A 26,831-nucleotide genomic window follows, 5' to 3' on the forward strand; every position below is an offset into this window, starting at 1 on the left:
GGATATTATGACTACTTACCAAGCAATGGCCCGTGCCCACACCAATATTGCCCTCATCAAATACTGGGGCAAGGCAGATAACCAGCTCTTTATTCCGATGAATAGTTCCCTCTCCCTCACCTTGGAAGCCTTATACACGGATACCAAAGTTTGTTTTTCCGATGACTTGAAGCAAGATAGCTTCCGTTTGAATGGAGAGCTTCAATCAGAAGCCGATGTCGCCAAAATTAGCCCTTTCCTAGACCTCTTCAGACAGCTCGCCCAAGTAGACCTCCCCTGCCAGGTAGAGAGTATCAACCATGTGCCAACAGGAGCGGGGCTGGCTAGTTCAGCCTCGGCCTTTGCTGCGTTGGCTGCCGCTTGCCGCCAAGCCTTGGCCTTAGATTTAACTGACCAGGAGCTTTCGACCTATGCAAGGCGGGGGTCTGGCTCAGCGACCCGGAGTATCTTCCCCGGCTTTGTTAAATGGAACAAGGGCGACCGCCATGAAAATTCTTATGCGGTCCCCTTAGACCCAGCTGATTGGGGAGTGGCCATGGTGATTTTAGCCCTCAATACCCAGCACAAGAAAATTCCCTCCCGCCAAGGCATGGCCCACACAATTGAAACGTCAGCCTTCTACCCCGCCTGGCCTGAACTCGCTGAGAAGCAATTAAAAGAAATGGAAAGCGCGATTGACCAGCGCGATCTCGCCCAAATTGGCCAGATTGCAGAAGCCAATGCCATGGCAATGCATGCCACGATGCTAGCTTCAAACCCTCCTTTTACTTATTTTGAGCCTGCAAGTTTGGAAGCCATGGACCAAGTTAGAAAGCTCCGTGACCAAGGTTACACGGCTTACTTTACCATGGATGCCGGCCCTAATATTAAGGTCCTCTGCCCTTCTTCAGAAAGCCAGGCCATTGCCCAAGCCTTGGCCCAGGCCTTCCCTCAAGCCCAAGTCATCACGAGTCAAGTCGGTCCGGGTATCCAATCCCTCAACCACTGGCCTTATTAAGAAAGATTTAGAAAGGATTTTTTCATGAAAGCTTGTCAAGTTACAGTCCCTGGTAAATTATTTTGGGCCGGCGAATATGCCGTGACCCAAAGCCAACAAAAAGCCATTGTTGCTGCTGTGGATGCCTTTCTCTGCCTAGAAATTGAAGCCAGTGACCAGAATGAAGTCATTAGCGATCTAGCAGAGGAAAGGCTCACTTGGTCTCGGACTAATGCCGGTAAAATCGTCAGTACTAGTCAGGGAGCAGACAATTTTAGCTTAATTTGGGAGGGAATTCGTTTAGCTGAACAATACCTCTTTGCCAAATATCCAGAAATAGACTTAGGCCACTACCGAATCACAATCAAAAGCCAGCTCCATGACCCAAACGGCCAAAAATACGGTTTAGGCTCTAGCGCAGCTGTCCTTGTTGCTTGCTTACGAGGGATCCTTCAAGCCTTTTCAGACATCCAAGAGCCCCTTTCAGAAGAAGACCGACTCAAGATCTTTAAGTTAGCGGCTATCGCTGAAGCCCGGCTAAAGATGAAGGGCTCATTTGGTGACCTGGCAGCGGCCAGCCACGGAGGACTCCTTCTCTATCAGAACTTTGACCGGTCATGGTTCCGCCGAGCCAAAAAAACGACAGGTCAAGATGTGCTGAAATTATTAGACAAAAACTGGCCGGGCTTGCTGATTCAAAGTCTGGTTTTCCCTGATGATTGGGCCTTCTATGCCTTCTGGGTAGGCCAGGAAGCTTCAACCGAAAAAATCTTAACCCAGCAAAAGGCCCTGTTAGACCAGACCTTCTTGGCCCAATCCCAGAACTTAGTTGAAGCCTTGAGCCATGACCTCGAGGCTGAAGATTTTTCATCTTTTGCTAAGCATTTAAGTGCCAACCAAGACTTGATTGAAGACCAAGTTCAGAGCCAGGGCAGTTATTACGCTAGTCCCGCTTTGAACAAAGTAATCAACCTAGCCCGTCAAGCCGGACTGGCTGCCAAAGTATCAGGAGCGGGTCAGGGCGACTGTGCCATTGCCATCGCCCCAAACCGGGCGAGCGGACAAGCCTTTCTCCAGGAGGCCCAAGCGGCTGCTTTGACCCATTTAGATCTCGATCTTTATTATTTTTAACGAAAGGAGGCGGTGGTTGACATGACCAACCGTAAAGACGACCATGTGAAGGAAGCTGCTGCCAACTATGGTGAAATTAAGACGAGCGACTTTGACCATGTTCGCTTTGTCCACCAAAGCATCGGTCAGCTGGCCGAAGAAGATATTGACTTATCCAGTCACTGGCTGGGCCAAGATTTCCCCCTCCCCTTCTATATCAATGCCATGACAGGAGGGAGTACTTGGACCAAAGAAATCAATGGCCGCCTTGCCCATCTCGCCAGGGAACTGAAAGTCCCAATGGCTTCCGGTTCACTGTCAGCAGCTCTTAGAGACCCTAAGCAAGAAGATTCTTTCCGAATTATTCGCGAAATTTATCCCGATGGCTTTGTCCTCGCCAATGTAGGAGCCGATCGTGATGGGCAAGATGCCAAACGAGCGGTTGAAATTTTGCAGGCTGACGCGCTCCAAGTCCATCTTAACCTCCCCCAAGAAATCGTCATGCCCGAGGGCGACCGCGATTTTCGGAAGATTAAAGACCACTTGCTTGATATCCAAGCCCAAGTAGATGTCCCGATTGTTGTTAAAGAAGTTGGCTTCGGTATGAGTCGAGAAAGTATGGAAGAGCTCGCCCAACTAGGTTTTTCAACCCTTGATATCAGTGGCCGCGGCGGAACTAATTTTGCTCAAATCGAAAACCAGAGACGGGCTGACCAAGACTTTGCCGAGCTCTTCGACTGGGGGCAAACGACTGTGGTTAGTCTATTAGAAGCCAGCCAGCTAAGAGAGGACCTGACTATCCTAGCCTCTGGGGGCATCCGCCAACCCCTCGATTTAGTTAAGGCGCTAAGCTTAGGCGCCCAAGCAGTCGGTATGAGCGGTTACTTCCTTCAATTAGTACTTAACCATGACCTAGAGACAAGCGTCCAAAAGGTCCAAAACTTCATTGAAAAAACAAAACTCATCTACCTGCTCTTAAACTGTCGCAATAGTCAAGAGCTCAAGCACTTGGACCTCATCCTTAGCGATGGGCCTTGGCATTGGGCCCAGCTTCGCGGCATCGATGCCCAAGCCCTCGCCCAACGGTCACAGAGCAAGTCACAAGATTAAAAGCTATCTCATCCAAGTTAAAAATGCAGGCCCTGACGTCGAAAACGACGCTGGGGCCTGCATTTTATATTTAAACAATCAAATAGAGTAAGCTGATAGCTAGCACTCCGGCTAAGACCGTTTTAATCAAGTCTTTGGTCCAATAAGCAACAATTATTGCGACCAGTGAGGCGATTAATTTCAGATTAACTAAGGGATTGAGGTTAAAGCCATCCTCCCAAAAGAAAATATCACAGGCTATCATGGCTGTAAAGAGTGTAATGGGTACATAGGGCATGGCCAAACGCAGGGCTAATGGTAGGTCTGCCTTGCGCATTAGGACACCAGGGAGGACCCGCATCAGCACTGATAAGCCGCCAATGATTAGGATCAGGGCATTCAAGCTCATAAGGGCAAGTCTCCTCTCTCTTCCAGTAAGTGCCGGTCAATCCGATAAGCCAGGTAACTAGCCAAAAGCGTTACCATCACAATCACCAAGCTCGAAGGGGCAAATAGGCGAAAAAACAAGCTCAACACAAGGCTAATCAAGCTAACAGAGAAAATCTTACGGTTCCTAATTTGCGGAATCAATAGGCCAATAAACATGGCAATGAGCACATAATTCACAATCACCGTAGGAAAAGCAAAGAATTGACCAAGAATACTTCCGGCAACCGTCCCAAAGAGCCAAGTGAGGTAGGTCGTTAGGGCCAGGTAAAAGGCCTCCTGATAGGTCCATTGGAGGCGCCCCTGGTCTGCCTCTTGAAAGTTAACCACATTCAGAGCATAGGATTCATCCGCTGTCAGCTGGCTGAGCCAAGCCAATTTCCAAGTTTTTTCTTGGGGGAGGTAAGAAGCCAAAGAAGACGTTAGGAGCATTTGCCTAGAATTAAGCAATAGCACTAAGCCAATGATGACCCAGGGAGAGCTCTGAGCTAAGACGAGTGAGGCCAGCATAAATTGAGCAGATCCCCCAAAAATCAAAAGAGAAGTTAAGCCCACCTGCCAATAAGTCAAACCAGCACTAGCTAACAAGACCCCACAAGCGATTGAAAGCGGAATATAGGCCACAATGACTGGCCAGGCATATTGGACGGCACGCTTTAAGGCAGTCGTCATCGAATCAAGCCTCCTTTAACTTTGTTGCACTTCGCGGTCATAGTCCATAAACTTCCGGATAAAAGCATAGGGATCGACCAGACCAATTCTTTTGGCAAAGACGGAGAGGGAGCTTTCTCTCAGGGCAGCCTGGTCGACTAGGTCTTCATTACTGGTAACATGAACTGGATCCGTGTCGGCAATAATTTCGCCTTCTGCCATGACGAGACAGCGCCGGGTATAGGCTAGGAGAACTTCCACATCATAGGTATTCATGATGACAGCGATGCCTTGCTCTTGGTTAATCTGGTAGAGGGTTCCCATGAAGTCTACCATATGCCGGTAGTCTTGCCCTTCTGTTGGCTCATCAATAATAATCAAGTCGGGCTCTTTCAATAAAACAGAAGCTAGTATTAACCGTTTCAGCTGGCCATAGCTTAAAAATTTCAAAGGATAACTCTTCAAGTGGTCAAAGCCAATGGCAGCTAGGACCTGGTTAAATAAGTCCTCCTTATTTTCAGCTAACTGGCAACCAGCTTCCTGGTAGTGAGCATAGGTTCGATCTAATTGCTCCCAAGGATTTTGGCCAAGGATTAGATGCTTAAAATCTTGAGGAAGGTAAGCAATCTTATTTCTTACGGCTTGGCGGTTGTCTTCAGACACTGCTTGCCCATGCCAGTAGATTTGCCCCTGGTCCGCTTGCAGACTTTGGCTAAGGATACGGCTGAGTGTCGTTTTACCTGCACCATTAGCGCCTACCACACTGATCATTTCCCCCTGGCAAATTTTTAAATTAAGGTCTTTTAGGGCATGGTTTTTGTGGTTATAGTGATAGGAGACGCCTTCCAAACGGATGAGCTCTTCCTTAGATTCTTGATAACGAAAATTAGGGATAGACAGTGCCCAGTCTTCCATTACCTTCTTCAAATTGGGCCCTGAAATATGGTTCACATGGGCGATGTGGTGGACCTGGTCGAGCGGATAACCAGCGTAACGCATGGCCGTGACGTATAAAGGTTCACGCACATCGAGGTTGGCCAGGATGGCATGGTGGAGCAAGTCGGATAAGGAGCCATCAAAGACCAAGCGACCTCCCAGAAGGACCAAGACACGGTCAATATGGCGGTACATCATTTGTTCTAAACGGTGTTCCACGACAACAATTGTGGATTGGGTCTTCATATGAAAATCGTCCAAAGCATCGACAAAGCCTTCCGCAGCTCGGGGAGCTAAATTGGCAAGGGGCTCGTCGAAAATATAAAGCTTTTTGTGGTCTTTAATATGATCCAACATACGATAGAGGTCTTGCTCTCCTGCCGAGAGATCATTATAAGACCGTCCCTGGGAATCCTTGGCTAGTAAAGCCCAAATTCGCTTGCTAAAATTTCCTTCATCTTGTGGCGTTAAGTCCACCAAGTGTTCATCGTCTGCTTCTTCTGAAATAAAGTCAGCAATGTCCTTACCCTTAAAGCTTTCTACATTATGGTCACAATAGCTGACGCTACCTTCAATTTTTCCGGGATTTGCTGCTGTCCCTAACTCTTGATTTAAGGCTTTAAGAAAACTCGTCTTACCCGATCCATTGGCCCCCAATACAAGAACTTTTTCTCCTTTTTCTATGGTCAAGTTAATATCTTTCAGGGCTGGAAACTGTGCTCCAGCATAAGTAAAAGAGAAATTATTAAATTTAATCCAGGCTTCCCCCATCCTTGCCAACTCCTTTCGCCAAATACTGCCAGAGCCATCTCTGTTCGCAGCGATTTAAATTAAAAAAACACAAATAAACTTCTTCCCGTATTTTAACATATTTTTTACACAGAAGAAGTTTATCTGATTGCTTTATGTTAAGTTTTTATTGGTTATCGCGGCCGATGATCCGCACTTCAGTCTCTAAGTCTACCCCATAGCGTTCCTTGACCACTGCTTGAACATGGGCAATAACGGCCAAATAATCACTGGCACTGGCTTGGCCGATATTGACAATGAAGCCCGCATGCTTCAGGGAAACTTGGGCCCCTCCAACAGTGTAACCTTGTAGGCCAGCCTCTTGGATGAGCTGGCCGGTATAGTGGCCTTCAGGTCGCTTAAAAACACTGCCACAAGAAGGAAGGTCTAAAGGCTGCTTGGATTCACGCAGCTGGGTCAGTTCAGCCATCCGGGATTCAATCATGGTTTGATCAGCCGAGTGGAGCTGCATGTGGACCCTTACAACAATACCTCCATTCTCTTGGAAGCAGCTATGGCGGTAGGCAAAGTCAAGTTCTTCAGCTGTGAGCTCGCACAAATTACCTCTTCGGTCTACATAGTCAACCTGAGAAACAATATCAGCCATCTCGCCCCCATAAGCTCCCGCATTCATAAAGACGGCGCCCCCCAAGCTACCGGGGATGCCACAGGCGAATTCCAGCCCGCCAAGGCTATAATCAGCGGCCAGTCGACTGACATCAATTAAGCGGGCGCCGGCCTCAACCGTCAAGGCTTGGTCTTGAACCTGGGCCTCTGTCAGGTCTGTTAGGATCATCACAATCCCTTCAATGCCTCCATCTCGTACAATCAAATTACTCGAATTGCCTAAAACCATGAAGGGCAGCTCTTCAGTACTTGCATAGGAGACAATAGCTTGAACTTCCTCAATCGTCTGCGGGAAGACAAGGATATCCGCCGGTCCTCCTGTACGTGTATAGGAATATGAGCTCAGGGCTTCATCGAACTTCACCTTTGCTTGAGGAAAATGCTCAAGAAATTTTTCTTTCATCACTTAACGATCACCTTTCCCGCCTAATGGATACTTTCGTCCCTCCATCATACCACAAGTCCAAATAAATGAAAAGATAGCTTAAATAATTGAGAGTGTGACAAAAGTCGGTTAGCCCGGAATCAGCTAGCGCATACTATATCTGTAGCTCGCTACGCTTCGAACAGCTATAGCAACTGTCCGTGAATTATGGAAGAAGCTTGTCAAAGGATCTTCCATAATTCGTAGTTGGGTTCACAAAGGCAAAAAGGGAGTGACTTCAGCAAAGTGGAACGATCGGCTAAAGCCGCTCTTATCCCCTTTGCCTCCAGTCATCCCTTTTTGGACGCCTTTGCTCACACCCTGTACGAAGTAGATGTCAGGGCTGACTTTTGGAGCACGTTTTTAAAGAATAGTTCATATTTTGTAAAGAGGCCAGGACTTTTGTCCCAGACTTAAATAATTAGACCGCCTAGTCTAAAGCTGGATAATTTGCTAGAATAGAAGCATTGATGATAGCTTCTCCAAAGTAAACACGAGAAAGGAAATTGACTAATGACCAAAGAAAGACGGCAAGCGCTCTTAATGACTGCCCTCAGCCTATTCTTCTCAGCTAAACAATTAATGACCCAGCCCCAAGACTTGACCCATTGGAGCTTGCTTATAAGTCTACTCATCCCTATAGTGGGTCTTATTTTTGCACTCAATGATAAGTCTCCCCGTTGGCGTTGGGGTTTAGCCCTCTGTAACCTCTTATTATTCCTCTTTATGCTCACTATTTCATTCAAAGCATGGTAAAAAGCCAGCCCCTGGCTCCTGCAGACCTCAGATCATGAAGTCTAAGCAAGGAGACAGAGGGACTGGCCTTTTTTATTCGTCTTCAGCTTCATCCACCCGGCGTCCCATCATCAAGACATCCTGGTAGTCTTCTTGGCAAAACATGCCTGAAGGGGTTTTACCGATTATTTCAAAGTTATAATGTTCATAAAGCTTGATGGCACGAATATTATCCGCATTCACTTCCAAACGTAGATAGCGCAGGGAGGGGCTCTCCTCTGCCCATTCAATCATATCTTCCATCATCACCCGGCTGAGGCCCATACCCCAGAAGCGACGAAGGATGCAGATACCAATTTCCCCCACATGGCCTGTTTTGGGATTGCTAGGCGCCCCAATACTCGCCACGCCAATGATCTCGCCATTAAGGCTAGCTAGCAAGAGGCGGTTATTGGTCGTTTCTTGGATCTGTTTCAAGTAGCGAGTTTCCTGCTCTTGGTTAATGCCTAAGCCCTCTTCGCCAAAGGTCAGATAGGGGCTCTCTGCCCCAACCAAACGGTAAAAATCCAAAAGCTGCTTGGCGTGCTTGGGCTGTCCATCCTCAAAAACAATTTCAATTTCTTCTTTCTTCATAACTAGCCATACTCCTCTTCTATTATTCGGGCGAGCTGCTTACCCCGTGGACCAAAGCCTTCAAAGTGGACGATACGCTCATCATCTTGGCCTTTGTTAATCCTTAGCCACAAGTAATTCGTTGATAATTCCTCTTCAATGAACTGTGGCCACTCGATCACAGTCAGGCCATCGCCTTCCAAATACTCTTCCAAGCCCATTCCCTCTGCTCCGGTCTCTTCCAGGCGATAGGCGTCCATGTGATAGAGCGGAAGTCTGCCCGTTTGGTATTCACGGATAATCGTGAAGGTCGGACTCTTAATATTACCTGTTATGCCCAAGCCTTCTGCTAGGTAGCGGGTGAAAGTCGTCTTTCCCGCCCCCAAGTCTCCTGCTAAGCAAATGATATCTCCAGCTTTCAGGTAGGAAGCGAGATAGTGGGCAAAAGCTTGGGTGGCAGCTTCCCCCTGCCAAATGAAGTCTTCAGACATGCAACCCCTCCTCTTTCAAATCGTCTATGCTTCATATTTTATCACCAAAATCACAGCTGAGCAAAAAGAAAAGGGACTCGGGTCAGTCCCAGTCCCTTTATTTGATTGATATCTAATCACTTAGTCATCAAGCAAGGCTTGGTTAGCAGTAATGATTGAAATTTTGTACACATCTTCTTCATTACAGCCACGTGAGAGGTCAGAAATTGGCTTAGCCATCCCTTGGAGGATAGGTCCAATGGCTTCGAAGCCGCCGAGTCTTTGGGCAATCTTGTAGCCAATGTTCCCCGATTGAATCTCAGGGAAGACAAAGACCTTAGCCTGGCCTGCTACCTTAGAATCAGGAGCTTTTTGTTTGCCAACAGATTCAACGAAGGCAGCGTCAAATTGTAATTCGCCGTCAATATTGAAGCGTTCAGGTGCTTTTTCTTGGGCGATAGCGACAGCTTCAGCTACTTTTTCTTGTTGGGGAGCGGAAGCTGAGCCCTTGGTTGAGAAGCTTAACATAGCGACATTGGGTTCAATATCGAATAATTCAGCTGTCTTAGCCGATTCAATAGCGATTTCAGCCAGAGCTTCTTTATCGGGGTCAATATTAATGGCACAATCTGCAAAGACATAGCGTTCATCGTCACGAACCATGATGAAAGCGCCTGAAGTCGAGCGAACGCCTTCCTTGGTCTTAACAATTTGCAAGGCAGGGCGAACCGTATCACCTGTTGAATGAACAGCCCCTGATACCAAGCCGTCAACCTTGTCTTGGTAAACTAACATGGTCCCGAAGTAGTTTTCATCTTTGAGGATTTCACGCGCTTGTTCCTCAGTTGCCTTACCACGACGGCGTTCAACGAAGGCCTCAACCATTTCATCGAAAGCGTCGTAGTTATTTGGGTCAATTATCTCAATTCCAGACAAGTCAAGGCCTGATTCCTTTGCCTTAGCTTGTAAGTCATCCGGATTCCCTAATAAGACAGGTTCAACTAAACCATCTTCTTTCAGGCGGACAACTGCTCCTTGGATGCGTTCTTCAGCACCCTCAGGGAAAACAATGCGCACATTTTTGCCTTGAATTTTAGCTTTTAAGCTCTCAAACATATCCATTATTTTGACCTCCTAATTTTTTATCATATGTCTACTTTAATCTTAACATACTTTGCCTAAAAATCCTCTTGAACTGGTCCAATTCTTAGCTAATTCTTAGCGAACTTGAGCGCCCAGTTCTTGGCTAAGGGCTTGGATAATCGCTTCGACATTAGCTGTAACCTCATCGTCTTGGAGGGTAGCTTCAGGATTCAAGTAAGACAATTGATAAGCCAGAGACTTCTTACCGTCTTGGATCTTGTCCCCGGTATAGAGGTCAAAGACTTGAATAGCTCGCAAGTACTGGTTTCCGGCCTTTTGGATGCAGGCTTGGATTTCCGCATGGGTCACAGACTCATCAACCAGAAGGGCAATATCCCGTTTGATGCCTGGATATTTAGGAATACTTTCCTGAACAATGGTCTGTTTTGGCAGGTCAAAGAGACGGTCTAGGGACAGCTCAAAAACATAAGTGGCTGGTACGAGGTCGTAGCGGTCAGCAGTTTGCGGGTGGAGTTGACCAAGAAAACCAAGGACAAGCTCCTCATCACCTAAGTCAGCCAGGATACGGGCAGTCCGGCCCGGATGGGTATCGGCGATATCTTGAGCAGCTTGGTAATGGATGCTGCAAGCTAGGTTCATGGATCCCAGCAAGGCTTCAACAATGCCCTTCATGGCAAAGAAGTCCACGGCTTGGTCCTGGCCTTGCCAAGATTGGTCGATACGGTTTCCAGTCCAAACGGCTGCCAAATGGTTCTCTTCAACAGGCTGGTCATCTTCCCAGTAAGAAATACGGCCACTCTCATAAATCGCCACATTATTCACATTACGGGCGACATTGTAACGGGTAATATCAAGGTCGGTGGTGAGCAAGTTGGTCCGCATAAAGCGGTGGTCTTCACTCATTGGGAAGTCAAGCTCAACAGCTGATCGCTCTTCCAATTGCAGAACATTTAGAGCTTCCTCGCTAACCAAATTATAGCCAATCACCTGGTTGAAAGAAAGAGCCTGCATGGTCAAGCGGGCACGGCGGTCGAACGTTTGGCGCTCAGTTAGGCCAATCTTATAGCCCTGAGCATCCGGTAAGTGAGAAGGAATCTTGTCGTAACCATAGATACGGGCAACTTCTTCACTGAGGTCAGCTGGAATATGGATATCCCAGCGACGAGGTGGAACCGTCACTGTGAAACGATCTGCGTCCCCTTCAAGACCAAATTGGAGGTCAGCGAAGACTTGCTCAATATCTGCATAGTTAAGCTTGGTGCCTAAGACACGGTTGATATAAGCCAGGGAGCTTTCGACCTTGACATCTCCATGGTCCAAGGATGAAACTTGGGCCATACCTGCTTCTAGTTCACCAGCAGACCACTCCACCATCAATTGGGCAGCATAGTAACCAGCTTCAGCGATCGTTGCTTGGTTAACCCCACGCTCATTGCGCATGCTAGACTCACTTCTTAAACCTAAACGACGGGCTGTTTTCCGAATATGGATGGGTTCAAACATCGCTGCTTCAACTAAGACATTCTGGGTTGACTGGTCAATTTCTGTATCGTAGCCGCCCATGACTCCAGCTAAGGCAATTGGCTCTTGACCGTCTGTAATCACGATATCTTCCTCTGTCAACTGACGCTCTTCCCCATCAAGCGTTTGGAGTGTTTCGCCAGCTTTAGCCATCCGTGTTTCAATCTTGCCTGTGCCTAATTTATCATAGTCAAAGGCATGGAGAGGTTGGCCGTATTCGAGGAGGACGTAGTTGGTGGCATCCACAATGTTATTAATCGGACGGATGCCTGCTTTCATTAAGCGCACTTGGACAGCTAATGGACTTGGCTGGATCTTCACATTGCGTACTAGGAAGGCATTGTATTCAGGAACCATTTGAGGATCATCGACCTGAATGGCTATACTGCCAGAGAGGTCCGATTGGTCGGCAAAACTTTTGACGTCAGGGCTAGCGAATTGGGGTTGGCGGCCATAAATAGCTGCCACTTCCCAGGCATTCCCGCGAACAGATAAGGCATCCGCCCGGTTAGGCGTGACGTCCAAATCAAGGATAGGATCATCTAATTTAAGATAGTCGACAATGGGACTTCCTACTGGTGCATCCTCAGGCAAAATAGCAATCCCATTAGCGAATTCTTTAGGGACAACATTTTCTTCGAAGCCGATTTCTTCTAAGCTACAAATCATCCCTTGAGAGACTTGACCACGTAGTTTACCTTTTTTTATCTTCACATTATCTTTAATCCGTGAATTGGGAAGCGCCACGATCACTTTTTGATTGCTGGCGATATTAGGAGCCCCGCAAACAATTTGATAAGGCTCTTCTTCTCCGACATCCACTTGGCAGATATGGAGGTGGTCTGAATCTGGATGGTCAACAACTTCTAGAGTATGGCCGACCACCACCTTCTTCAAGACACTACCGAGGTTCTCCAAGCCATCGACTTCAATCCCGGTCCGGGACATCTTATCCGCTAGTTCTTCAGCTGTGAGCCCCTCTAGCGAAACGAGTTCATTTAACCATTCAATTGATACTTTCATTTACTTGCTTACCCCTTTTCTTGGAACTGTGTTAAGAAGCGTAGGTCATTTTGGTAGAAGTGGCGAATATCTTCGATACCATACTTCAACATGGCTACCCGGTCAGGCCCAATCCCGAAAGCAAAACCTGTGTAACGTTCACTATCTACGCCTGACATTTCTAAGACATTAGGATGGACCACACCCCCACCGAGGATTTCAATCCAACCGCTCTGTTTACAAATATTGCATCCCTTACCCGCGCACTTAAAGCAGGAAATATCAATTTCAACTGAGGGTTCAGTGAATGGGAAATAGGATGGCCGTAAGCGAATCTCCCGGTCAGCCCCAAACATGTGCTGGGCAAAAACTTCAAGGGTTCCTTTGAGGTCGGCTAAACCAACATTCTCAGCTACAACTAAGCCTTCAATTTGGTGGAATTGGTGGGAGTGGGTGGCATCATCATCATCCCGGCGGTAAACCTTACCTGGACTGATCATCTTAAGGGGACCCTTAGAGAAGTCATGCTGGTCCATCGTCCGAGCTTGGACAGGTGACGTATGGGTCCGCAAGAGAACGTCTTCATTCACATAGAAGGTATCCTGCATGTCACGAGCCGGATGGTTTTCTGGTAAGTTCATCCGTTGGAAATTGTAATAGTCCGATTCAATTTCGGGACCTTCTACCACCTCATAGCCCATAGAAACAAAGAGTGTTTCAATATCAGCCATGACTTGGGCAATAATATGGGCCTTACCGAGCTGAACTTGCTGGCCAGGCAGGGTCACATCGATGGTTTCAGCGGCTAGGGCTTCCGCTAAGGCCTGGGCCTGAAATTTTTCTTCTTTTTGGTCTAAGGCAGCAGCTAGTTTGGTCTTTAACTCATTAGCGAAGGCACCAACTTTGGGGCGCTCTTCATTGGATAAGTCCTTCATCCCACGCAAGGTCTGGGTCAAGGCCCCCTTCTTACCGAGATAGTCAATTCTTAACTGTTTCACACCATCAAGATCCGTTAGCTGGGATAATTGATCATGCATTTCCACTTCTAAAGTTTTCAATTGTTCAATGATATCCATGATAACTCCTTTTATTCAATGCAATTTGATAGAAAACAAAAAAGCCTTCCATCCCTCATAGGGACGAAAGACCGCGGTACCACCCTTGTTTCAGCGGACAAATAATATCGCTGACACTCAAAGCCCTTAACGCTGGCTAGCGGACACCTTTTCCATCTGGTCCCGGTGCCTACTCAAGAAGTGAAAGGGCCTAGTCCATGTAGAAGAAACTCTCAGTCGCTGATTTCTCTTCCTGGCTACATGTATGACTATTTCCGTCTTCTATCAACGTGATATTACTACTTATTATAAGCAAATTCTAAGTCAGCGTCAACTCAAAGGACAAAAAAGCTAGGACATTTATCCTAGCTCCTTTAGTCTGTCAACTAAATTTTATCATCTTTAGACATCCACTGATCAGCCCATTGGTGAAGATTATTAAGAACAGGCTCCAATTCATGGCCCTTTTCGGTGAGGCTATAGAGCGCGACCTGGTGGGAATCAATTTCTGTTGTTTTGTGACACACAATATCCAAACGCCCTAATTGGCGCAGACGTTCAATGAGCACCCGGTCGGAAATGCCATTGATGCTGTCACGCAATTGCCCAAAGCGTAAAGGCTCATTGAGCAAACTTTGGATAATGAGTCCATTCCATTTCTTACCAATCAACTGAAAAGCACGTTCAAATTTAGGACACAGTGTCGGCACGTGTTTCTCTGTTGTCATCTTAATCTCTCATTTCTTCACTCAGGTCTAAACCTAAGAAATATTTATAAACTTTGCTCTGGAAGCTGGTGCTTAAATTGCGGCAGAGGGGATAAGCAAAATCTTCGCAAGCCACCCACTTATCTACCATAGTTACGATATAAGATTCGCGATACTTAGGCAGGGCAGCTGTTGCTAACCACATATGCTTAACAATGATATCTTCCTCAATTGGATTAAGCTTGGTTAAGGCTCGGGCATTTTGTAAGGCAATGTAGGGATGGTTGCTTAAGTGATTGCCGTGCGAAAAGCTTAGCTCACCAGGCATATAATAGAACAAGTCATGCATTAAGCCTGCACGTGCCACCGACCGGTAGTCTAAACCTAACTTACGCGCAATCTTATAGCTCTTGTAGGATACTTGGAAGGAATGAATCATCCGATTTCCATGGATATGTTGGGGAAAACGTTCCAAATCTTTAATAAATTGGTGGTCTTTAATATCGGCTACGAGCTCTAAGTAGTCGCTGTCAGATTCCCATGGTCGTGTGTGTTTGTGCATTCACTCATCACTCTTTCTATTATCTAAATCACGGGACGATATTCGTACATCATAATTGCAGCTGCAATGGCGACATTTAGGGATTCAGCCTGGCCCGTCATCGGAATATGCAGACTGACATCTGCTAATTCAATAACTTCCGGACTCACACCATTACCCTCGTTACCTAATATAATGCCCCATTTTTGGGCATCTGTCAAACAGTAATCCCTGACACTCTTTGAATCACGGGAAAGTGTCGAGGCAGCAATTTGATAACCCTTAGCCTGCAATTGGGGAATAGCCTGATTCAAGTCGGCTTGGATGACTTGTAAGTTAAACTGGCTCCCCTGCATGGCGCGCAGGGCCTTGGCGTTATAGGGGTCAACGCTTCCCTTTCCCAGGATCAGACTATGGTAACCTAGAGCATCCGCTGTCCGGATAATGGTTCCCAGGTTACCAGGATCTTGGAGCCCATCTAGAAGAAGGATGGCAGGAGAGGTCAACTGGTCTAAAGTTAGGGAGTCAGCTAGGGGCATCACGGCAAAGACAGCCTGAGTCGTTTGGGTTTCAGCCAGATAATCAGCCAGTTGGGGACTGATGAGTTCATAAGAATACTCGGCATAGTCCGGGATAAAACTGGCTTCCGTGCATAAGATTAAGTCCGGCTGACAGCCAGCCTCGAGGGCCATTTCCAATAAATGAGGGCCTTCGAGGACATAACGCTTGGCCTTTCGCCTCCCCTTGGCCTGCTGCAATTTCTTAATCGCTTTGATCTGAGGATTTTGTTTGGATTCAATCATCGTACTATTTAATCAAACGGTAAATTGCTTCAGCATAAATGGCCATGGCTTTTTCAAGGTCTTTCAGGCGGGCAAATTCATTGGCCTGGTGCATGGTATCGGGTGAGTCGGGGAAGAGTGCACCGAAGGCAACACCACGTTCAAAGAGGCGCCCATAAGTCCCTCCGCCAATCACTTTTTCTTGGCCAATTTCACCCGTATATTTCTCATAAACATCGAGCAGGGTCGTCACCAATGGATCGTCCGCTGGCACATAGTGTGGGGGCTTGTTGGATTGCCCATCTTCACGGCTGAAGTCATAGTCCTGGCCTAATTTATCCAAGACTTGGCCAATCTCTTCATAGCTAATGCCTTGGGGCACCCGCATGTTTAAAGTCACCCGCAAGTTAGAGCCTTCAGGGGCAAAAACACCTGGGTTGAGGGTTAAGTCTCCCATCACCTCATCATGGTGGGCAAAGCCTAAGTTTTGCCCGTAAAAGTCTTCATGCAGAAGGTTAGCCGTAAAGTTGACAAAAGTATTCTTAGCTAAATCATCACTCAATCCTTGCAAGAAGAGAGCCAGATAAGTTGCCGCATTCTCCCCTTGTGAAGGATCCATGGCATGAGCGGCCTTACCTTCACAGGCAACGAGGATTTGCCCTTGGTCTGCTTCTTCAACAGCCAAGCTTGCTGCTGGGTGGTCCTTGTGGAAGACTTCTGCAGCCCCCTTCACTTGGTCTAGGTCAAGATGGGCGAGGTAGGCCTTGGCCTCAGCTGGCACCATATTCTCACGTTGGCCCCCTTCGAAGCTGACCAAGTCTCCAGAGAATGGCGTAAAGCTAAGATGGCTTGTGTACTGGCCTTTTTCCCCATTAATAATAGGGAATTCAGCATCTGGTGAGAAGCCGAAATCGGGTTTGACTTCAGCCTCGAAATAGCGGTCCATGCACTTCCAATCGCTTTCTTCATCCGTCCCTACAATGAAGTGAACCCGTTTGGAAACGGGTAATTCCAAGTCTTTAATGATTTTAAGGGCATAGTAAGCCGCCATCAGTGGTCCTTTGTCGTCACTTGCTCCCCGAGCATAGAGCTTGCCGTCCTTTATGACCGGATTAAAGGGGTCTGTTTCCCAATATTTATCAACAGGAACCACGTCCACATGGGCCAGGATACCTAGGACTTCATCGCCCTGGCCGAATTCAACCCGCCCGGCAATATTATCGATATTAGCTGTTTTAAAGCCATCACGCTCAGCCATGGCTAAGAATGTTTCTAAGGCTTTCTTAGGACCTGGGCCAACCGGTGCCTCCGCGCTCGCTTGGCTGTCATCCCGTACACTATCCACCTTGAGTAGGCTAAAAAGGTCTTCATAATAGTCCTCATAGCGTTTCTGTGCTTCTTGTGTCCAATGAATTGTCATAAGGTAAACGCCTCCATCTTTTTTTATCAATTATAGCATATTTCCGTAGTCTTGAAAGCAACTTACTATATGAAAGTGTTAAAAGTTTATCAATTAATCGTTAAGGGAGAAAGAGACTGGGATAAAATTTCCAGTCTCTTTCTAAAAGATAAGCTAGGCTTCAAAATGCTCCTGCTTGTTAATTTTTACTTAATTACTAATTGGTCACCGATTTGTAAGAAATCAGAGGTCAAGTGGTTCCATCTCTTCAATTGGTCGACACTCACACCATGGCGGACTCCAATCAACCAGAGGGAATCGCCTGCTTTAACGGTATAGTTCGTTTTTTCTGGGCTATTATCCGCTAAGTTTTTTTTGATTCCTGGCTGCATTTCCCAATCGATGACATAGTGTCCCTTATCCCAGTTGACATAGAACTCTTTATGGCGCTTGTAGTCAAAATTTTGACGGCCATAACGGACAGCATCATTGACAGTTTGGAAATACCGGCCATCTCTGACATATGGGCTTGTGTTGTTATCAGTTTGGGGAGTGCTTTGTGGGTCTTTTTCAGCCGGCTTTTTAACCCTTAATTGGTCGCCGGGATGGATGATAGAATGAGCTTGCAATTGATTCCATTGCATCAAGTCAGCAAGTGTCACACCTGCTCTTTGACTAATCCGCCAGAGCGAATCGCCAGCTTTGACGGTGTAAGTTTCTTGATCCTGACTGCCTTTATCAACTTCTTTTTCTTTAGGCTTAGCGGGCTTATCCTTCATCTCCCATTCCAGGATATAAGAGCCATCTTTAGCTTGGTTAACATAGAATTCTTTATGTTTGGTGTAATCGAAGTGGGCGCGCCCGTATTGGACTGCTGCCTTCACATCATCAAAACGTTTGGGATCCACAAGCCGTCCTTCTGCCGTTACGACAGGGCTTGGCTGAGCTGTTGTTTGATGATTTGGACTTGCTTGCGTCGCCTTAAGGACGAGTTTTTGCCCCGGATGGATGACACTTTGAGCCGTCAGCTGGTTCCACTTCATCAAGTCTTGGAGGCTAACCCCTTGGCTTTGGCTAATGGCCCAAAGTGAGTCGCCAGCTTTCACTTCATAATGAGCTGGTTGACCCTTTTCAGTATCTTTTGCTTGGTCAGCTTTGACGTGAGGCGTTTTGCTTGCTTTGACCTGGAGCTTTTGCCCTGGATGGATGACACTCTGCGGCGTTAATTGATTCCACTTCATCAGGTCTTGGATGCTGACGCCATAGCGTTGACCAATTGCCCAGAGCGAGTCGCCAGCTTTCACAGCATAGTCAGCTCTTGCTGGCTCTTGCTTGTTATCTTGGTGAACTTTTGGCTTTTGTTTTTGGTCAGACTGCATCTCCCAGTCGACCGTGTAGGTTCCATCTGCTTGCCAATTCACATAGAATTGTTTGTGGCGCTTATAGTCAAAATGAGCGCGCGCATACTTAACAGCAGAGTTGACATCTTTAAAGGTCTTTTGATCACGCACATAAGGGCTTTGGCTTACTGTGCTAGGCTTAGACTCGGCCTGGTTATTTGTTGCTTCTTTAACCGGTGCATTGGCTGGAGCTTTGACTACGAGTTGCTTACCTGGCAGGATCAGGCTATCTGTTTTTAGCTGGTTCCATTCCAGTAAGTCATCCAAGCTGACCCCATTATTCTTAGCAATCCGCCAGAGTGAGTCCCCTGCCTTGACTTGGTAAGTCGCATCAGTATTGGGACTAACGTGTTCGGCTTCCGCTGCAGGAGCGGTTTGATTGCTCGTGCTAGCTGGTTCTTGACTTGCCCTTGGGCTGGCTTGGTCTTCTGTCTTAGGCACACCTGCTTGTGCTTGAATATACAAGGTATCCCCTGGGTGTAAGACATAATTGTCCTTCAATTGGTTCCAGTTCTTTAATTGGTCAATGCTGACCCCATAAGTGTTCCCAATCTTCCAGAGAGAATCCCCAGCTTGGACTTGGTGTTGGTTGACCTCGTCAGCTTTTACACTTTCTTTACAAACTTGATAAGCGGCAGTAGATACTAAGGCAAGTGATGCAAGTGATAATTTTTTAAGAACTTGTCCTTTTTTCATTGTCTTTGCTTCCATTGTTAAAACCCCCTCGCTTTAACATTTATTCTTCTAAGTGCTTCTATCATACCGCTAATCACAAGGAATAGAAAGGGTTTTGTTACAAATGTTTCATATATTTTGTAACATTTGTAATATTAATCAGATCGATTAGCCCCCTTCCCTCCTAAGTCCATTATAATATAAATCACAATTTTATGCTAGCGCTTACATATTTTATGAAATAAAAAACACAGTAAACTTGTTTAAGGTTCACTGTGTTCCTAAAACTTAGTTAAGGCCTAATTTGCGACGCATATCTTCAGCACGGACGCCGAGAACGAGGTCTAACTTATGGCTCTTAAGCATTAATAGAAGGTAGACCCAGACGCCAACAGCAACCACCAAGAGGCTAATCAGGATGGATCCCAGAAGATTAGGCATTGGCAAGAGATAAGCTAAGATAAGGTAAACCAGGCCTGAAGCAAGAAACATCATCAAAGCAGAAAGTACAATTGGTATACTTTCATTTAAGAGTTCTCGGTAGCGGAAACCAACCAAGCGGTGGATGTGGTAGAGGTAGTAGAGGGCGATGGTGGTGAAGCTAATAATGGTCGCTAGCATAGCGCCAGGTGCTCCTAGGAAATAAATCAAAGGATACTGCCAAACTAACTTCATGACGAGCCCTAAAGCCAGACCAATCAAGGCCTGCTTATGGTGGTCCATAGCTTGCAGGACTGAAACGAGGACGGTATAGGCCCCCATGCCTAGCGCCGTAAAGCAGGTAATTCGCAAATACATGCTCCCCAGAGGATCTGGCCGATAGACCAAGTTATAAACAGGCCCCGCTAGGATAAATAAGCCCAGAGCAACAGGCAGCATAACCATTAAGAAGAGCTGCAGGTTATGGATGACCAAGTGCCCCGTCTCATTTAGGACAGGCTGGCTAGTTGACCGTTCTTTTTGGTCCAACTCTCGGGAATAGGTGTCTGAGATCACAGGAATCGAGGTCGCCCCAATAGCCAGGGCCAGGGAAACAAGGACGGTCACTAATTTATTAATATTAGCTGAAAAAATACCATACTCATAAATAATATCAGCCTGGGCCAGATTAGAAACCCTTTCCATAATCGGCATAAAGGTATTGGTATCAATTAGTTGGGTGAGTTCAATCCCTGACCCTGTAATAATGAAAGGAATGGCAATCATTATAATCTCTTTAATCATGCCTGAGGTTTTGACCTGGTAGGTCGCCTTCTTGGTCAGTGAGACAGGGTATTCTTTGCGGTGGCGCAGGTAATAAAGAGCAAGCGTTAGAATCGCCACTGCCCCACCGATAAAGGCAGCAAAGGTCGAATGGCTGACAGCTGTCACTACCGACCCATCTAGCACACGGCGGATAATATAGACGGAGGCTAACATGTAGGCCACCCGGAAGAATTGTTCCGTAATCTGTGAAATGGCACTTGGCTTCATATCTTGGTGGCCTTGGAAGAAGCCCCTAAAGATCGAAAGCAAGGGGAATAAGACCAAGGCCGGAACCAAGGAGCGAATCGTAAAGACAGCATGGCTGACCTCCCGCGTTGGTGTCGATTCCGCCAGCCAAGGCGCCGCTAGGAAGAGCACCAGGCCAGAAGCCAGGCCCATCACTAACATCAAGATAGCCCCGCTCCTAAAAAGCTGCTGGCTGGTTCCATATTGCTTACGGGCATTGTAATAAGCCATCTGCTTGGCGATAGCTGAAGGAACCCCTGCTGTTGAAATCACCAGAAAAATAGAATAATACTTGTAGCCGATGTCATAGAGGGCATTGGCTTCCGCTGCTGTCTGGGGATCCCCCATCCAGCGGACCCAAGGAATAATATAAAGCAAGCCGAGTAAGCGCGAGACAAAGGTCCCCACAGTCATCCAGGCTGAGCCTGAACTCATGCGCTCGGCAGCATCCGACCGAATCGGAGCTTGTTCGTTTTCCATTTAATCTTCCAACTCTCTTTCATTGGATGAACCAAAGTTAATTTAAACATTAACTACATGATATATAATTCAAATTCACTTTGCAATAACTTGCCTGGCAAATTTACAGATTTATAAAGACATCATAAAAGCATAGCCGACAAGAGAAAGTCTCTGCGTCAGGCTATGCTCCGATTAAATGATCAAGTTATGCTTCTTTCTTTTGGCGGACTATGGCTGATAGGTCACCGAGCAAAGTCTCAAAGGCTAGGCCTTCACGGTCCACATCCGGTTCGTCGATGGAACGGGCTAAGGCTTGGCTGACCTTGGTCACAGCAAAAGCCGAGGCCTCCGCCAGACTGAAACCGTTCACTAGGGCGCCGACCAGGATACTACCGAAGATATCCCCCGTCCCATGGAGCTTGCGACCGACAAAGGCTGATTGTTTTAAGCCTTCTTCATCCTTATCTGCATCATAATAATGCGCGCCTGTCTGCCCTTGACCATCATAGCCTGCTCCAGTGAGAACAAGCGAGGTCTTTCCGGACTGGTTACAGGCTTGGACAAATTCTTGGAAAAGATTATCTTCCACTAAGCCTTCCTGATAAGGCAAGCCATAGATCAGACTGGCTTCTGTTTGATTGGGCATGATCAGGTCGGCAATATCGCATAGGCTGCGCATCCTATCCGCATAGGCCTGGTCGAAGCCGGGATAGAAGGCACCGTCATCTGCCATCACAGGATCCAAGTAGAATTTGCCAGTTTCGGTTAGCAGCTCAGGCAGGGTCTCCAGCAGAAAATCAATCTGCTGAATATTGCCGAGGTAACCAACATAAACAGCGTCAAACTTAAGGCCATAGGTCTGCCAATTCTTAACAATTTTTGGCATCTCTTGGCTGAGGTCCAAGTAGGTATAATTTTCAAAGCCTGGGCCCGTGTGGGTGGACAAGAGGGCTGTCGGCAAGATAGTCCCCGTCAGCTCCATACTCGAAATGATAGGCAGGGCAACCGTAGTCGAACACTTGCCGTAGCAGGATATATCATGGACAATTAGAACCTTTTTCACACGATCGCTCCCTTAGTTAGCCACAATATTAACGAGCTTATTGGGCACAGCAATGACTTTGCGGACGGTCTTACCTGCAAGCTCAGCTTGAATAAGTTCATGGGCTTGAGCCCGTTCGGCTAATTCATCACGAGACAAATCAGCAGGAACTTCGTCATGAGCCTTGATCTTACCATTAACTTGGTAAACCACTTCAATCTGGTCATCGGTCAGGAGACTTTCATCGTATTCTGGCCATGGCACATAAGAAATCCCAGCTTCTCCGGTCAAACGTTCCCACAATTCTTCGCCTAAATGAGGAGTAATTGGTGCGAGTAACTGAACGAAGCCCTTCATGTAGTCAAATGGTAGGGCATCTACCTTGTAAGCCTCGTTAATGAAGACCATTAATTGAGAAATCGCTGTGTTGAAGTGTAATTTTTCATAGTCTTCCGTAACCTTCTTAACCGTTTGATGGTAAACCTTGTCTAATTCACCTGTATTAATGGTCGTAATCCGATCACGGAGCTCGCCTTCTTGGTCAACCATTAGACGCCATACCCGGTCTAAGAACTTCCGTGACCCAGCTAAGCCTTCTTCACTCCAAGCAATCGAAGCATCTAAAGGCCCCATGAACATTTCGTACAAGCGAAGAGTGTCTGCCCCATAAGCCTCTACCACATCGTCTGGGTTCACCACATTGCCTTTTGATTTAGACATCTTCTCATGGCCTTCACCCAAGATCATGCCTTGGTTGAAGAGTTTTTGGAAAGGCTCCTTGGTTGGCACAATGCCTAAATCATAGAGGAACTTATACCAGAAGCGGGCATAGAGAAGGTGAAGCACCGCATGTTCTGCCCCGCCGATATAAAGGTCCACATTGAGCCAGTAATTAGCTGCTTCCTCACTAATCACCGCTTGGTCATTGTGGGGGTCACAATAGCGTAAGAAGTACCAAGAAGAACCTGCCCATTGTGGCATGGTATTGGTTTCACGTTTGCCCTTCATGCCTGTTTCTGGATCCGTCACATGAAGCCAGTCGTCGAAGTTAGCCAGAGGGGATTCCCCTGTCCCACTCGGCCGAATATTTTCTCCCTTAGGCAAGAGGACAGGCAAGTCTTCTTCCTTAACGGCTGTTGTGGATCCATCTTCCCAGTGGATAACAGGGATTGGTTCCCCCCAATAACGTTGACGGGAGAAGACCCAGTCGCGTAGGCGGTAGGAGACTTTCGCTTCGCCTGCTCCTTTAGCTTCGAGGAGTTCAATGGCCTTTTGGATAGCTTCTTCCTTGTCCAAGCCATTTAGGTCAGCGGAATTAATATGCTTGCCGTCTCCCGTATAAGCCTCCTCTTCAATATTGCCACCTTCAATAACTGCCTTGATTGGAATATTGAATTGCTTAGCGAACTCATAGTCTCGACTATCATGGGCAGGAACAGCCATAATAGCACCTGTCCCATAAGACATCAGCACATAGTCCGCAATCCAAATAGGAATCTCTTCTCCACTCAGAGGGTTAATGGCATAAGCCCCTGTGAAGACCCCAGTTTTCTCTTTAGCCAAATCCGTCCGTTCAAGGTCTGCCTTGTGTGAGGCCTCTTCGACATAGGCTTGGACAGCTTGAACTTGGTCCGCCTTAGTAATCTTCTCCACTAAAGGATGCTCGGGCGATAGCACACAGAAAGTTGCCCCATAGAGGGTATCAGGCCGCGTCGTGAAGGCTTCAAAGCTTTCCTCACTGTCCTTAATTTGGAAGCGGACTTGGGCCCCTTCTGACCGGCCAATCCAATTACGCTGCATTTCTTTAATGCTCTCTGGCCAGTCGAGGTCATCTAAGTCTTCTAAGAGACGGTCAGCATAAGCTGTAATCCGCAATACCCATTGCTTCATCGGGCGCCGAACAACAGGGTGACCCCCCCGTTCGGAGACCCCGTCAATAACTTCTTCATTGGCGAGGACCGTTCCTAAGGCTTCACACCAGTTGACCATAATTTCATCTTCATAAGCTAGGCCCTTCTCATAGAGCTTGGTAAAGATCCACTGGGTCCACTTGTAATAAGCAGGATCTGTCGTATTTACTTCACGGTTCCAGTCATAACTAAAGCCTAAAGATTTAATTTGCTGTTTAAAGGTTTGGATATTTTGCTCAGTAAATTGGGCTGGGTCATTGCCGGTATCCAAGGCATACTGTTCAGCTGGCAAGCCAAAAGCATCCCAACCCATGGGATGGAGGACATTGTAACCTTGGGCTCGCTTCATCCGTGAAACGATATCGGTGGCTGTATAACCTTCCGGGTGGCCAACATGGAGGCCAGCACCTGATGGATAAGGAAACATATCCAAGGCATAGTATTTAGGCAAGGAATGGTCGTCTAAGGTCTTGAAACTATCGTGCTTATCCCAATAAGCCTGCCATTTCTTTTCAATTTCTAAGTGATTAAATGTCATCTTCTTCTCCTTTTCTATACAAAAAGCCCTAGCAAAATTGCTAGGGCGTCTTTACGCGGTACCACCTAAGATGAATGAAACTTCTCATAACCTTAACGCGGACGAAACGCCATAGCTTAAGCAGTGTTTGAGCTATGGAGGTCTGTTAGACGAGTTCAACAAAGGTCATGGTATGCTTCCAGCTACCGCATACTCTCTGGACATGACAAGCTTGTCTACTGCTTCTAACCCTTTTTTCATATGGACTCATTGTATCACAGGATGGGCCAAGATGCCAATTTTAATTTCAGCTTGTCAAAAAGCCAAGCCCCTCTTTTCAGGGCTTGGCTTATCAACTTCTCCAAGAAAGTCTACTTAGCCGGAATGGTTAAGCTTTGGCCAGGGAGAATGAGTGAATTTTGTTTCAAATTATTGGCAGCAAGGAGCTCATCGAGCCCTACACCATGGTTAACCGAGATCCGGTAAAGATTATCCCCTGCTTGGATGGTGTAAGCTTGGCCTTGAGAACTAGCTGGGCTGACATTTTGCTGGTTTTGGCTAGCTTGATTAGCTTCAGGTGTTTGAACAGGGCTTGGAGCTGGAGCTGGCGTTGCTTTAGCTGCCTGGGCTGCTGTCTGGCTGCTTGTCTGCGAAAGGCTTGCTTTAGCAGGGGCCTGGCTCAGTTTCAGTTCTTGGCCGACATAAATATTGGAGCCGGTGAGCCCATTTAAAGCTTTCAATTCTTGAACGGTCATGCCATTAGCTGAAGCGATCCGCCAGAGGGTGTCCCCAGCTTGAACCTTGTGCCCGCGACTGGTTGCTGCCGTTGGATTAGCCGGAGCAGATGGCGTTGGTGCGGTGGTTTTTCCTGTTTGGCTTGAACTTCCTTGGCTAGCTGACTTAGAGAAGACTTGGCCAGGATGGATTAAGTTAGACGTTAAACCATATTGGGCTTTAAGGGCTGAAACGGTAGTCCCTAAATTCCGAGCAACGGTATAGAGGCCATCGCCTGGTTTAACCGTGTAGGACTTGCCAGCCGTTTGCTGATTAGCTTGCTGGCCTGTTTGACGGCTGGGTGTTGGTTTAGCGTTTTGGGATGAAGCAGACGCTCCCACACTAAAGACTTGGCCAGGGTGGATCAAGTTAGACGTTAAGCCATACTGGGCCTTGAGGGCTGACACCGTGGTTCCTAAGTTCTGTGCGACCGTATAGAGGCCATCTCCCGGCTTAACCGTATAGGACTTGCCGGTCGTTTGCTTTTGACCGCTCGCTTTTGGGGCCTGTGCGGTCTGGCTTGAACTTGCTTTAGACCCAGATACACTAAAGACCTGGCCCGGGTGGATTAAGTTAGACGTCAAGCCATATTGGGCCTTGAGAGCCGAAACGGTGGTCCCTAAATTCTGAGCAACAGTATAGAGGCCATCCCCTGGCTTAACCGTATAAGACTTAGCAGTCGACGACGTGTTTGCTTGCTGAGAGGTCTGACTAGCTGGTGCTGGCTGAGTCTTTTGGGAACTGCTTGAAGCGCCAACACTGAAGACTTGGCCGGGATGGATTAAATTAGAGGTCAAACCGTATTGGGCCTTAAGGGCGGAAACAGTGGTCCCTAAGTTACGGGCAACGGTATAGAGGCCATCCCCTGGCTTAACCGTATAGGACTTGCTGGCCGTCTGTTTTTGGCTAGTCGTTTGCAGGGGTTGCGCCTTAACGGAACGACCACTTCCCCCCTGGTCATAAGCTGTTAAGCCATACGTTTCAATCAGATTATTAAGCTTGGGACCATAGGAAGTGTCCGTCGCATAGCGGCCGGTCAGCCAAGCGGTTGCATCGCGATAAGAATTAGTATTGGATTTCCATGCCCCACTATAGAAATTAGGATTAAAAGAAGGCCCGTTCTTCAAGAGCCCTACATAGTCAATTAAGGACTCCCGGTAGGAAGGATAGGCTCTGAAGCCGTCACGGATCCCATAATAAGTCCCTGACCCGTTATCCTCTAAGGTATTCATCACCACTGAATTACCTTGGTAGTTCCCTTTAATCCCAAAAAGGTTGTTATAGGGTGCTTGAGACAGGCTACTTGATCCCCAACCCGATTCGAGAACGGCCTGAGCAATCATAACAGAGGCATAGAGGTCATTTTGACCCGCAAGTTCTGTTGCGTGGGGAATCACTTTATTTAAGAATTGGTTGGTTCGCGTACTTGTTGCTGTCACTGCGACTTGGTCTGCAGATACAGTTTCTGTTAGGTCGGCACTAACTGCTGCCACAACGGCTGCAGACCCACAGATTAAGGCACCAGTTTTCAAAAGTTGAGCTTTATTTAATGTCAATTTCAACGTGTCAGCCTCCTGTTTTAA

General features: G+C 47.1%; 22 protein-coding genes. 4 read left to right on the forward strand and 18 right to left on the reverse strand.

Going from position 1 to position 26,831, the window contains the following annotated elements; genetic code table 11:
* The first annotated feature begins 7 nt into the window (after positions 1–7).
* Genes mvaD through fni form a run of 3 tightly spaced genes read left to right on the forward strand, consistent with a single transcriptional unit; the run spans position 8 to position 3,196 of the window.
* A complete protein-coding gene (mvaD, locus tag F6I03_RS02460; RefSeq protein ID WP_070431811.1) occupies positions 8–997 on the forward strand; it encodes a diphosphomevalonate decarboxylase in 990 nt (329 codons plus the stop codon).
* 24 nt (positions 998–1,021) lie between these two features.
* Positions 1,022–2,107 (forward strand): phosphomevalonate kinase, encoded by a 1,086-nt coding sequence (locus F6I03_RS02465; RefSeq protein WP_070431812.1) that lies wholly within the window; start codon positions 1,022–1,024, stop codon positions 2,105–2,107.
* 21 nt (positions 2,108–2,128) lie between these two features.
* Positions 2,129–3,196 (forward strand): type 2 isopentenyl-diphosphate Delta-isomerase, encoded by a 1,068-nt coding sequence (gene fni / locus F6I03_RS02470; protein WP_070431813.1) that lies wholly within the window; start codon positions 2,129–2,131, stop codon positions 3,194–3,196.
* A gap of 70 nt (positions 3,197–3,266) precedes the next feature.
* Here fni and F6I03_RS02475 read toward each other — a convergent pair whose 3' ends face one another.
* The 4 genes from F6I03_RS02475 to murB form a co-directional block, all read right to left on the reverse strand.
* The gene (locus tag F6I03_RS02475) at positions 3,267–3,584 is read right to left on the reverse strand and encodes an AzlD domain-containing protein (protein WP_070431814.1); all 318 of its coding nucleotides are present in this window, start codon (positions 3,582–3,584) and stop codon (positions 3,267–3,269) included.
* Positions 3,581–4,294, reverse strand: coding sequence for an AzlC family ABC transporter permease (locus F6I03_RS02480; protein WP_070431815.1), 714 nt, complete (start codon positions 4,292–4,294; stop codon positions 3,581–3,583). The genes F6I03_RS02475 and F6I03_RS02480 overlap by 4 nt, the downstream gene beginning before the upstream one ends.
* Before the next feature lie 15 nt (positions 4,295–4,309).
* Complete coding sequence (locus F6I03_RS02485; RefSeq protein ID WP_070698460.1) at positions 4,310–5,980, reverse strand: DUF3744 domain-containing protein; 1,671 nt, start codon at positions 5,978–5,980, stop codon at positions 4,310–4,312.
* Between the two features lie 145 nt (positions 5,981–6,125).
* On the reverse strand, positions 6,126–7,031 hold the full coding sequence (gene murB, locus F6I03_RS02490; protein WP_371325726.1) for a UDP-N-acetylmuramate dehydrogenase: 906 nt from the start codon (positions 7,029–7,031) through the stop codon (positions 6,126–6,128).
* Positions 7,032–7,562: 531 nt separating this feature from the next.
* On the opposite strand from murB, the gene F6I03_RS02495 reads away from it, so the two are divergent.
* Positions 7,563–7,805 carry a hypothetical protein gene (locus F6I03_RS02495; protein WP_070430502.1) on the forward strand — a complete coding sequence of 81 codons (243 nt, stop codon included), beginning with the start codon at positions 7,563–7,565 and terminating at the stop codon, positions 7,803–7,805.
* 72 nt (positions 7,806–7,877) lie between these two features.
* On the opposite strand, the gene F6I03_RS02500 is transcribed toward F6I03_RS02495, so the two are convergent.
* The 14 genes from F6I03_RS02500 to F6I03_RS02565 form a co-directional block, all read right to left on the reverse strand.
* Positions 7,878–8,417 carry a GNAT family N-acetyltransferase gene (locus tag F6I03_RS02500; protein WP_070430503.1) on the reverse strand — a complete coding sequence of 180 codons (540 nt, stop codon included), beginning with the start codon at positions 8,415–8,417 and terminating at the stop codon, positions 7,878–7,880.
* A gap of 2 nt (positions 8,418–8,419) precedes the next feature.
* Positions 8,420–8,887: a tRNA (adenosine(37)-N6)-threonylcarbamoyltransferase complex ATPase subunit type 1 TsaE gene (gene tsaE, locus F6I03_RS02505; RefSeq protein ID WP_070430504.1), complete on the reverse strand. Its 468-nt coding sequence runs from the start codon at positions 8,885–8,887 to the stop codon at positions 8,420–8,422.
* Positions 8,888–9,007: 120 nt separating this feature from the next.
* Positions 9,008–9,988 carry a phosphate acetyltransferase gene (gene pta, locus F6I03_RS02510; protein ID WP_070430505.1) on the reverse strand — a complete coding sequence of 327 codons (981 nt, stop codon included), beginning with the start codon at positions 9,986–9,988 and terminating at the stop codon, positions 9,008–9,010.
* 96 nt (positions 9,989–10,084) lie between these two features.
* On the reverse strand, positions 10,085–12,514 hold the full coding sequence (gene pheT / locus F6I03_RS02515) for a phenylalanine--tRNA ligase subunit beta (RefSeq protein ID WP_070626009.1): 2,430 nt from the start codon (positions 12,512–12,514) through the stop codon (positions 10,085–10,087).
* Between the two features lie 8 nt (positions 12,515–12,522).
* The gene (pheS, locus tag F6I03_RS02520) at positions 12,523–13,569 is read right to left on the reverse strand and encodes a phenylalanine--tRNA ligase subunit alpha (RefSeq protein ID WP_070430507.1); all 1,047 of its coding nucleotides are present in this window, start codon (positions 13,567–13,569) and stop codon (positions 12,523–12,525) included.
* A 365-nt stretch (positions 13,570–13,934) separates the two neighbouring features.
* Positions 13,935–14,276 (reverse strand): winged helix-turn-helix transcriptional regulator, encoded by a 342-nt coding sequence (locus tag F6I03_RS02525; RefSeq protein WP_150983049.1) that lies wholly within the window; start codon positions 14,274–14,276, stop codon positions 13,935–13,937.
* A 1-nt stretch (position 14,277) separates the two neighbouring features.
* Complete coding sequence (locus F6I03_RS02530; RefSeq protein ID WP_070430509.1) at positions 14,278–14,817, reverse strand: HD domain-containing protein; 540 nt, start codon at positions 14,815–14,817, stop codon at positions 14,278–14,280.
* 23 nt (positions 14,818–14,840) lie between these two features.
* The gene (locus F6I03_RS02535) at positions 14,841–15,599 is read right to left on the reverse strand and encodes a TrmH family RNA methyltransferase (protein WP_070430510.1); all 759 of its coding nucleotides are present in this window, start codon (positions 15,597–15,599) and stop codon (positions 14,841–14,843) included.
* Between the two features lie 4 nt (positions 15,600–15,603).
* On the reverse strand, positions 15,604–16,998 hold the full coding sequence (pepV, locus tag F6I03_RS02540) for a dipeptidase PepV (RefSeq protein ID WP_150983050.1): 1,395 nt from the start codon (positions 16,996–16,998) through the stop codon (positions 15,604–15,606).
* 185 nt (positions 16,999–17,183) lie between these two features.
* On the reverse strand, positions 17,184–19,088 hold the full coding sequence (locus tag F6I03_RS02545; RefSeq protein WP_070430512.1) for a LysM peptidoglycan-binding domain-containing protein: 1,905 nt from the start codon (positions 19,086–19,088) through the stop codon (positions 17,184–17,186).
* A gap of 252 nt (positions 19,089–19,340) precedes the next feature.
* Positions 19,341–21,023, reverse strand: coding sequence for a polysaccharide biosynthesis protein (locus F6I03_RS02550; RefSeq protein WP_150983051.1), 1,683 nt, complete (start codon positions 21,021–21,023; stop codon positions 19,341–19,343).
* 187 nt (positions 21,024–21,210) lie between these two features.
* Positions 21,211–22,068, reverse strand: a complete 858-nt coding sequence (locus F6I03_RS02555; RefSeq protein ID WP_070430514.1) for a pyridoxamine kinase — start codon at positions 22,066–22,068, stop codon at positions 21,211–21,213.
* A gap of 12 nt (positions 22,069–22,080) precedes the next feature.
* Entirely contained in the window at positions 22,081–24,495 is a 2,415-nt protein-coding gene (leuS, locus tag F6I03_RS02560; protein WP_070430515.1) for a leucine--tRNA ligase, read from the reverse strand.
* A 350-nt stretch (positions 24,496–24,845) separates the two neighbouring features.
* A complete protein-coding gene (locus F6I03_RS02565) occupies positions 24,846–26,810 on the reverse strand; it encodes a muramidase family protein (protein WP_070430516.1) in 1,965 nt (654 codons plus the stop codon).
* Between the last annotated feature and the right edge of the window lie 21 nt (positions 26,811–26,831).

The organism is Aerococcus sanguinicola (genome assembly GCF_008726925.1).
Lineage (GTDB): Bacteria > Bacillota > Bacilli > Lactobacillales > Aerococcaceae > Aerococcus.

What these genes read in the sequence shown, in the direction of transcription:
- mvaD (WP_070431811.1), top strand. Translation starts at nt 8, where the DNA reads ATGACTACTTACCAAGCAATGGCCCGTGCCCACACCAATATTGCCCTC.
- F6I03_RS02465 (WP_070431812.1), top strand. Translation starts at nt 1,022, where the DNA reads ATGAAAGCTTGTCAAGTTACAGTCCCTGGTAAATTATTTTGGGCCGGC.
- fni (WP_070431813.1), top strand. Translation starts at nt 2,129, where the DNA reads ATGACCAACCGTAAAGACGACCATGTGAAGGAAGCTGCTGCCAACTAT.
- F6I03_RS02475 (WP_070431814.1), bottom strand. Translation starts at nt 3,584, where the DNA reads ATGAGCTTGAATGCCCTGATCCTAATCATTGGCGGCTTATCAGTGCTG.
- F6I03_RS02480 (WP_070431815.1), bottom strand. Translation starts at nt 4,294, where the DNA reads ATGACGACTGCCTTAAAGCGTGCCGTCCAATATGCCTGGCCAGTCATT.
- F6I03_RS02485 (WP_070698460.1), bottom strand. Translation starts at nt 5,980, where the DNA reads ATGGGGGAAGCCTGGATTAAATTTAATAATTTCTCTTTTACTTATGCT.
- F6I03_RS02495 (WP_070430502.1), top strand. Translation starts at nt 7,563, where the DNA reads ATGACCAAAGAAAGACGGCAAGCGCTCTTAATGACTGCCCTCAGCCTA.
- F6I03_RS02500 (WP_070430503.1), bottom strand. Translation starts at nt 8,417, where the DNA reads ATGAAGAAAGAAGAAATTGAAATTGTTTTTGAGGATGGACAGCCCAAG.
- tsaE (WP_070430504.1), bottom strand. Translation starts at nt 8,887, where the DNA reads ATGTCTGAAGACTTCATTTGGCAGGGGGAAGCTGCCACCCAAGCTTTT.
- pta (WP_070430505.1), bottom strand. Translation starts at nt 9,988, where the DNA reads ATGGATATGTTTGAGAGCTTAAAAGCTAAAATTCAAGGCAAAAATGTG.
- pheT (WP_070626009.1), bottom strand. Translation starts at nt 12,514, where the DNA reads ATGAAAGTATCAATTGAATGGTTAAATGAACTCGTTTCGCTAGAGGGG.
- pheS (WP_070430507.1), bottom strand. Translation starts at nt 13,569, where the DNA reads ATGGATATCATTGAACAATTGAAAACTTTAGAAGTGGAAATGCATGAT.
- F6I03_RS02525 (WP_150983049.1), bottom strand. Translation starts at nt 14,276, where the DNA reads ATGACAACAGAGAAACACGTGCCGACACTGTGTCCTAAATTTGAACGT.
- F6I03_RS02530 (WP_070430509.1), bottom strand. Translation starts at nt 14,817, where the DNA reads ATGCACAAACACACACGACCATGGGAATCTGACAGCGACTACTTAGAG.
- F6I03_RS02535 (WP_070430510.1), bottom strand. Translation starts at nt 15,599, where the DNA reads ATGATTGAATCCAAACAAAATCCTCAGATCAAAGCGATTAAGAAATTG.
- pepV (WP_150983050.1), bottom strand. Translation starts at nt 16,998, where the DNA reads ATGACAATTCATTGGACACAAGAAGCACAGAAACGCTATGAGGACTAT.
- F6I03_RS02545 (WP_070430512.1), bottom strand. Translation starts at nt 19,088, where the DNA reads ATGGAAGCAAAGACAATGAAAAAAGGACAAGTTCTTAAAAAATTATCA.
- F6I03_RS02550 (WP_150983051.1), bottom strand. Translation starts at nt 21,023, where the DNA reads ATGGAAAACGAACAAGCTCCGATTCGGTCGGATGCTGCCGAGCGCATG.
- leuS (WP_070430515.1), bottom strand. Translation starts at nt 24,495, where the DNA reads ATGACATTTAATCACTTAGAAATTGAAAAGAAATGGCAGGCTTATTGG.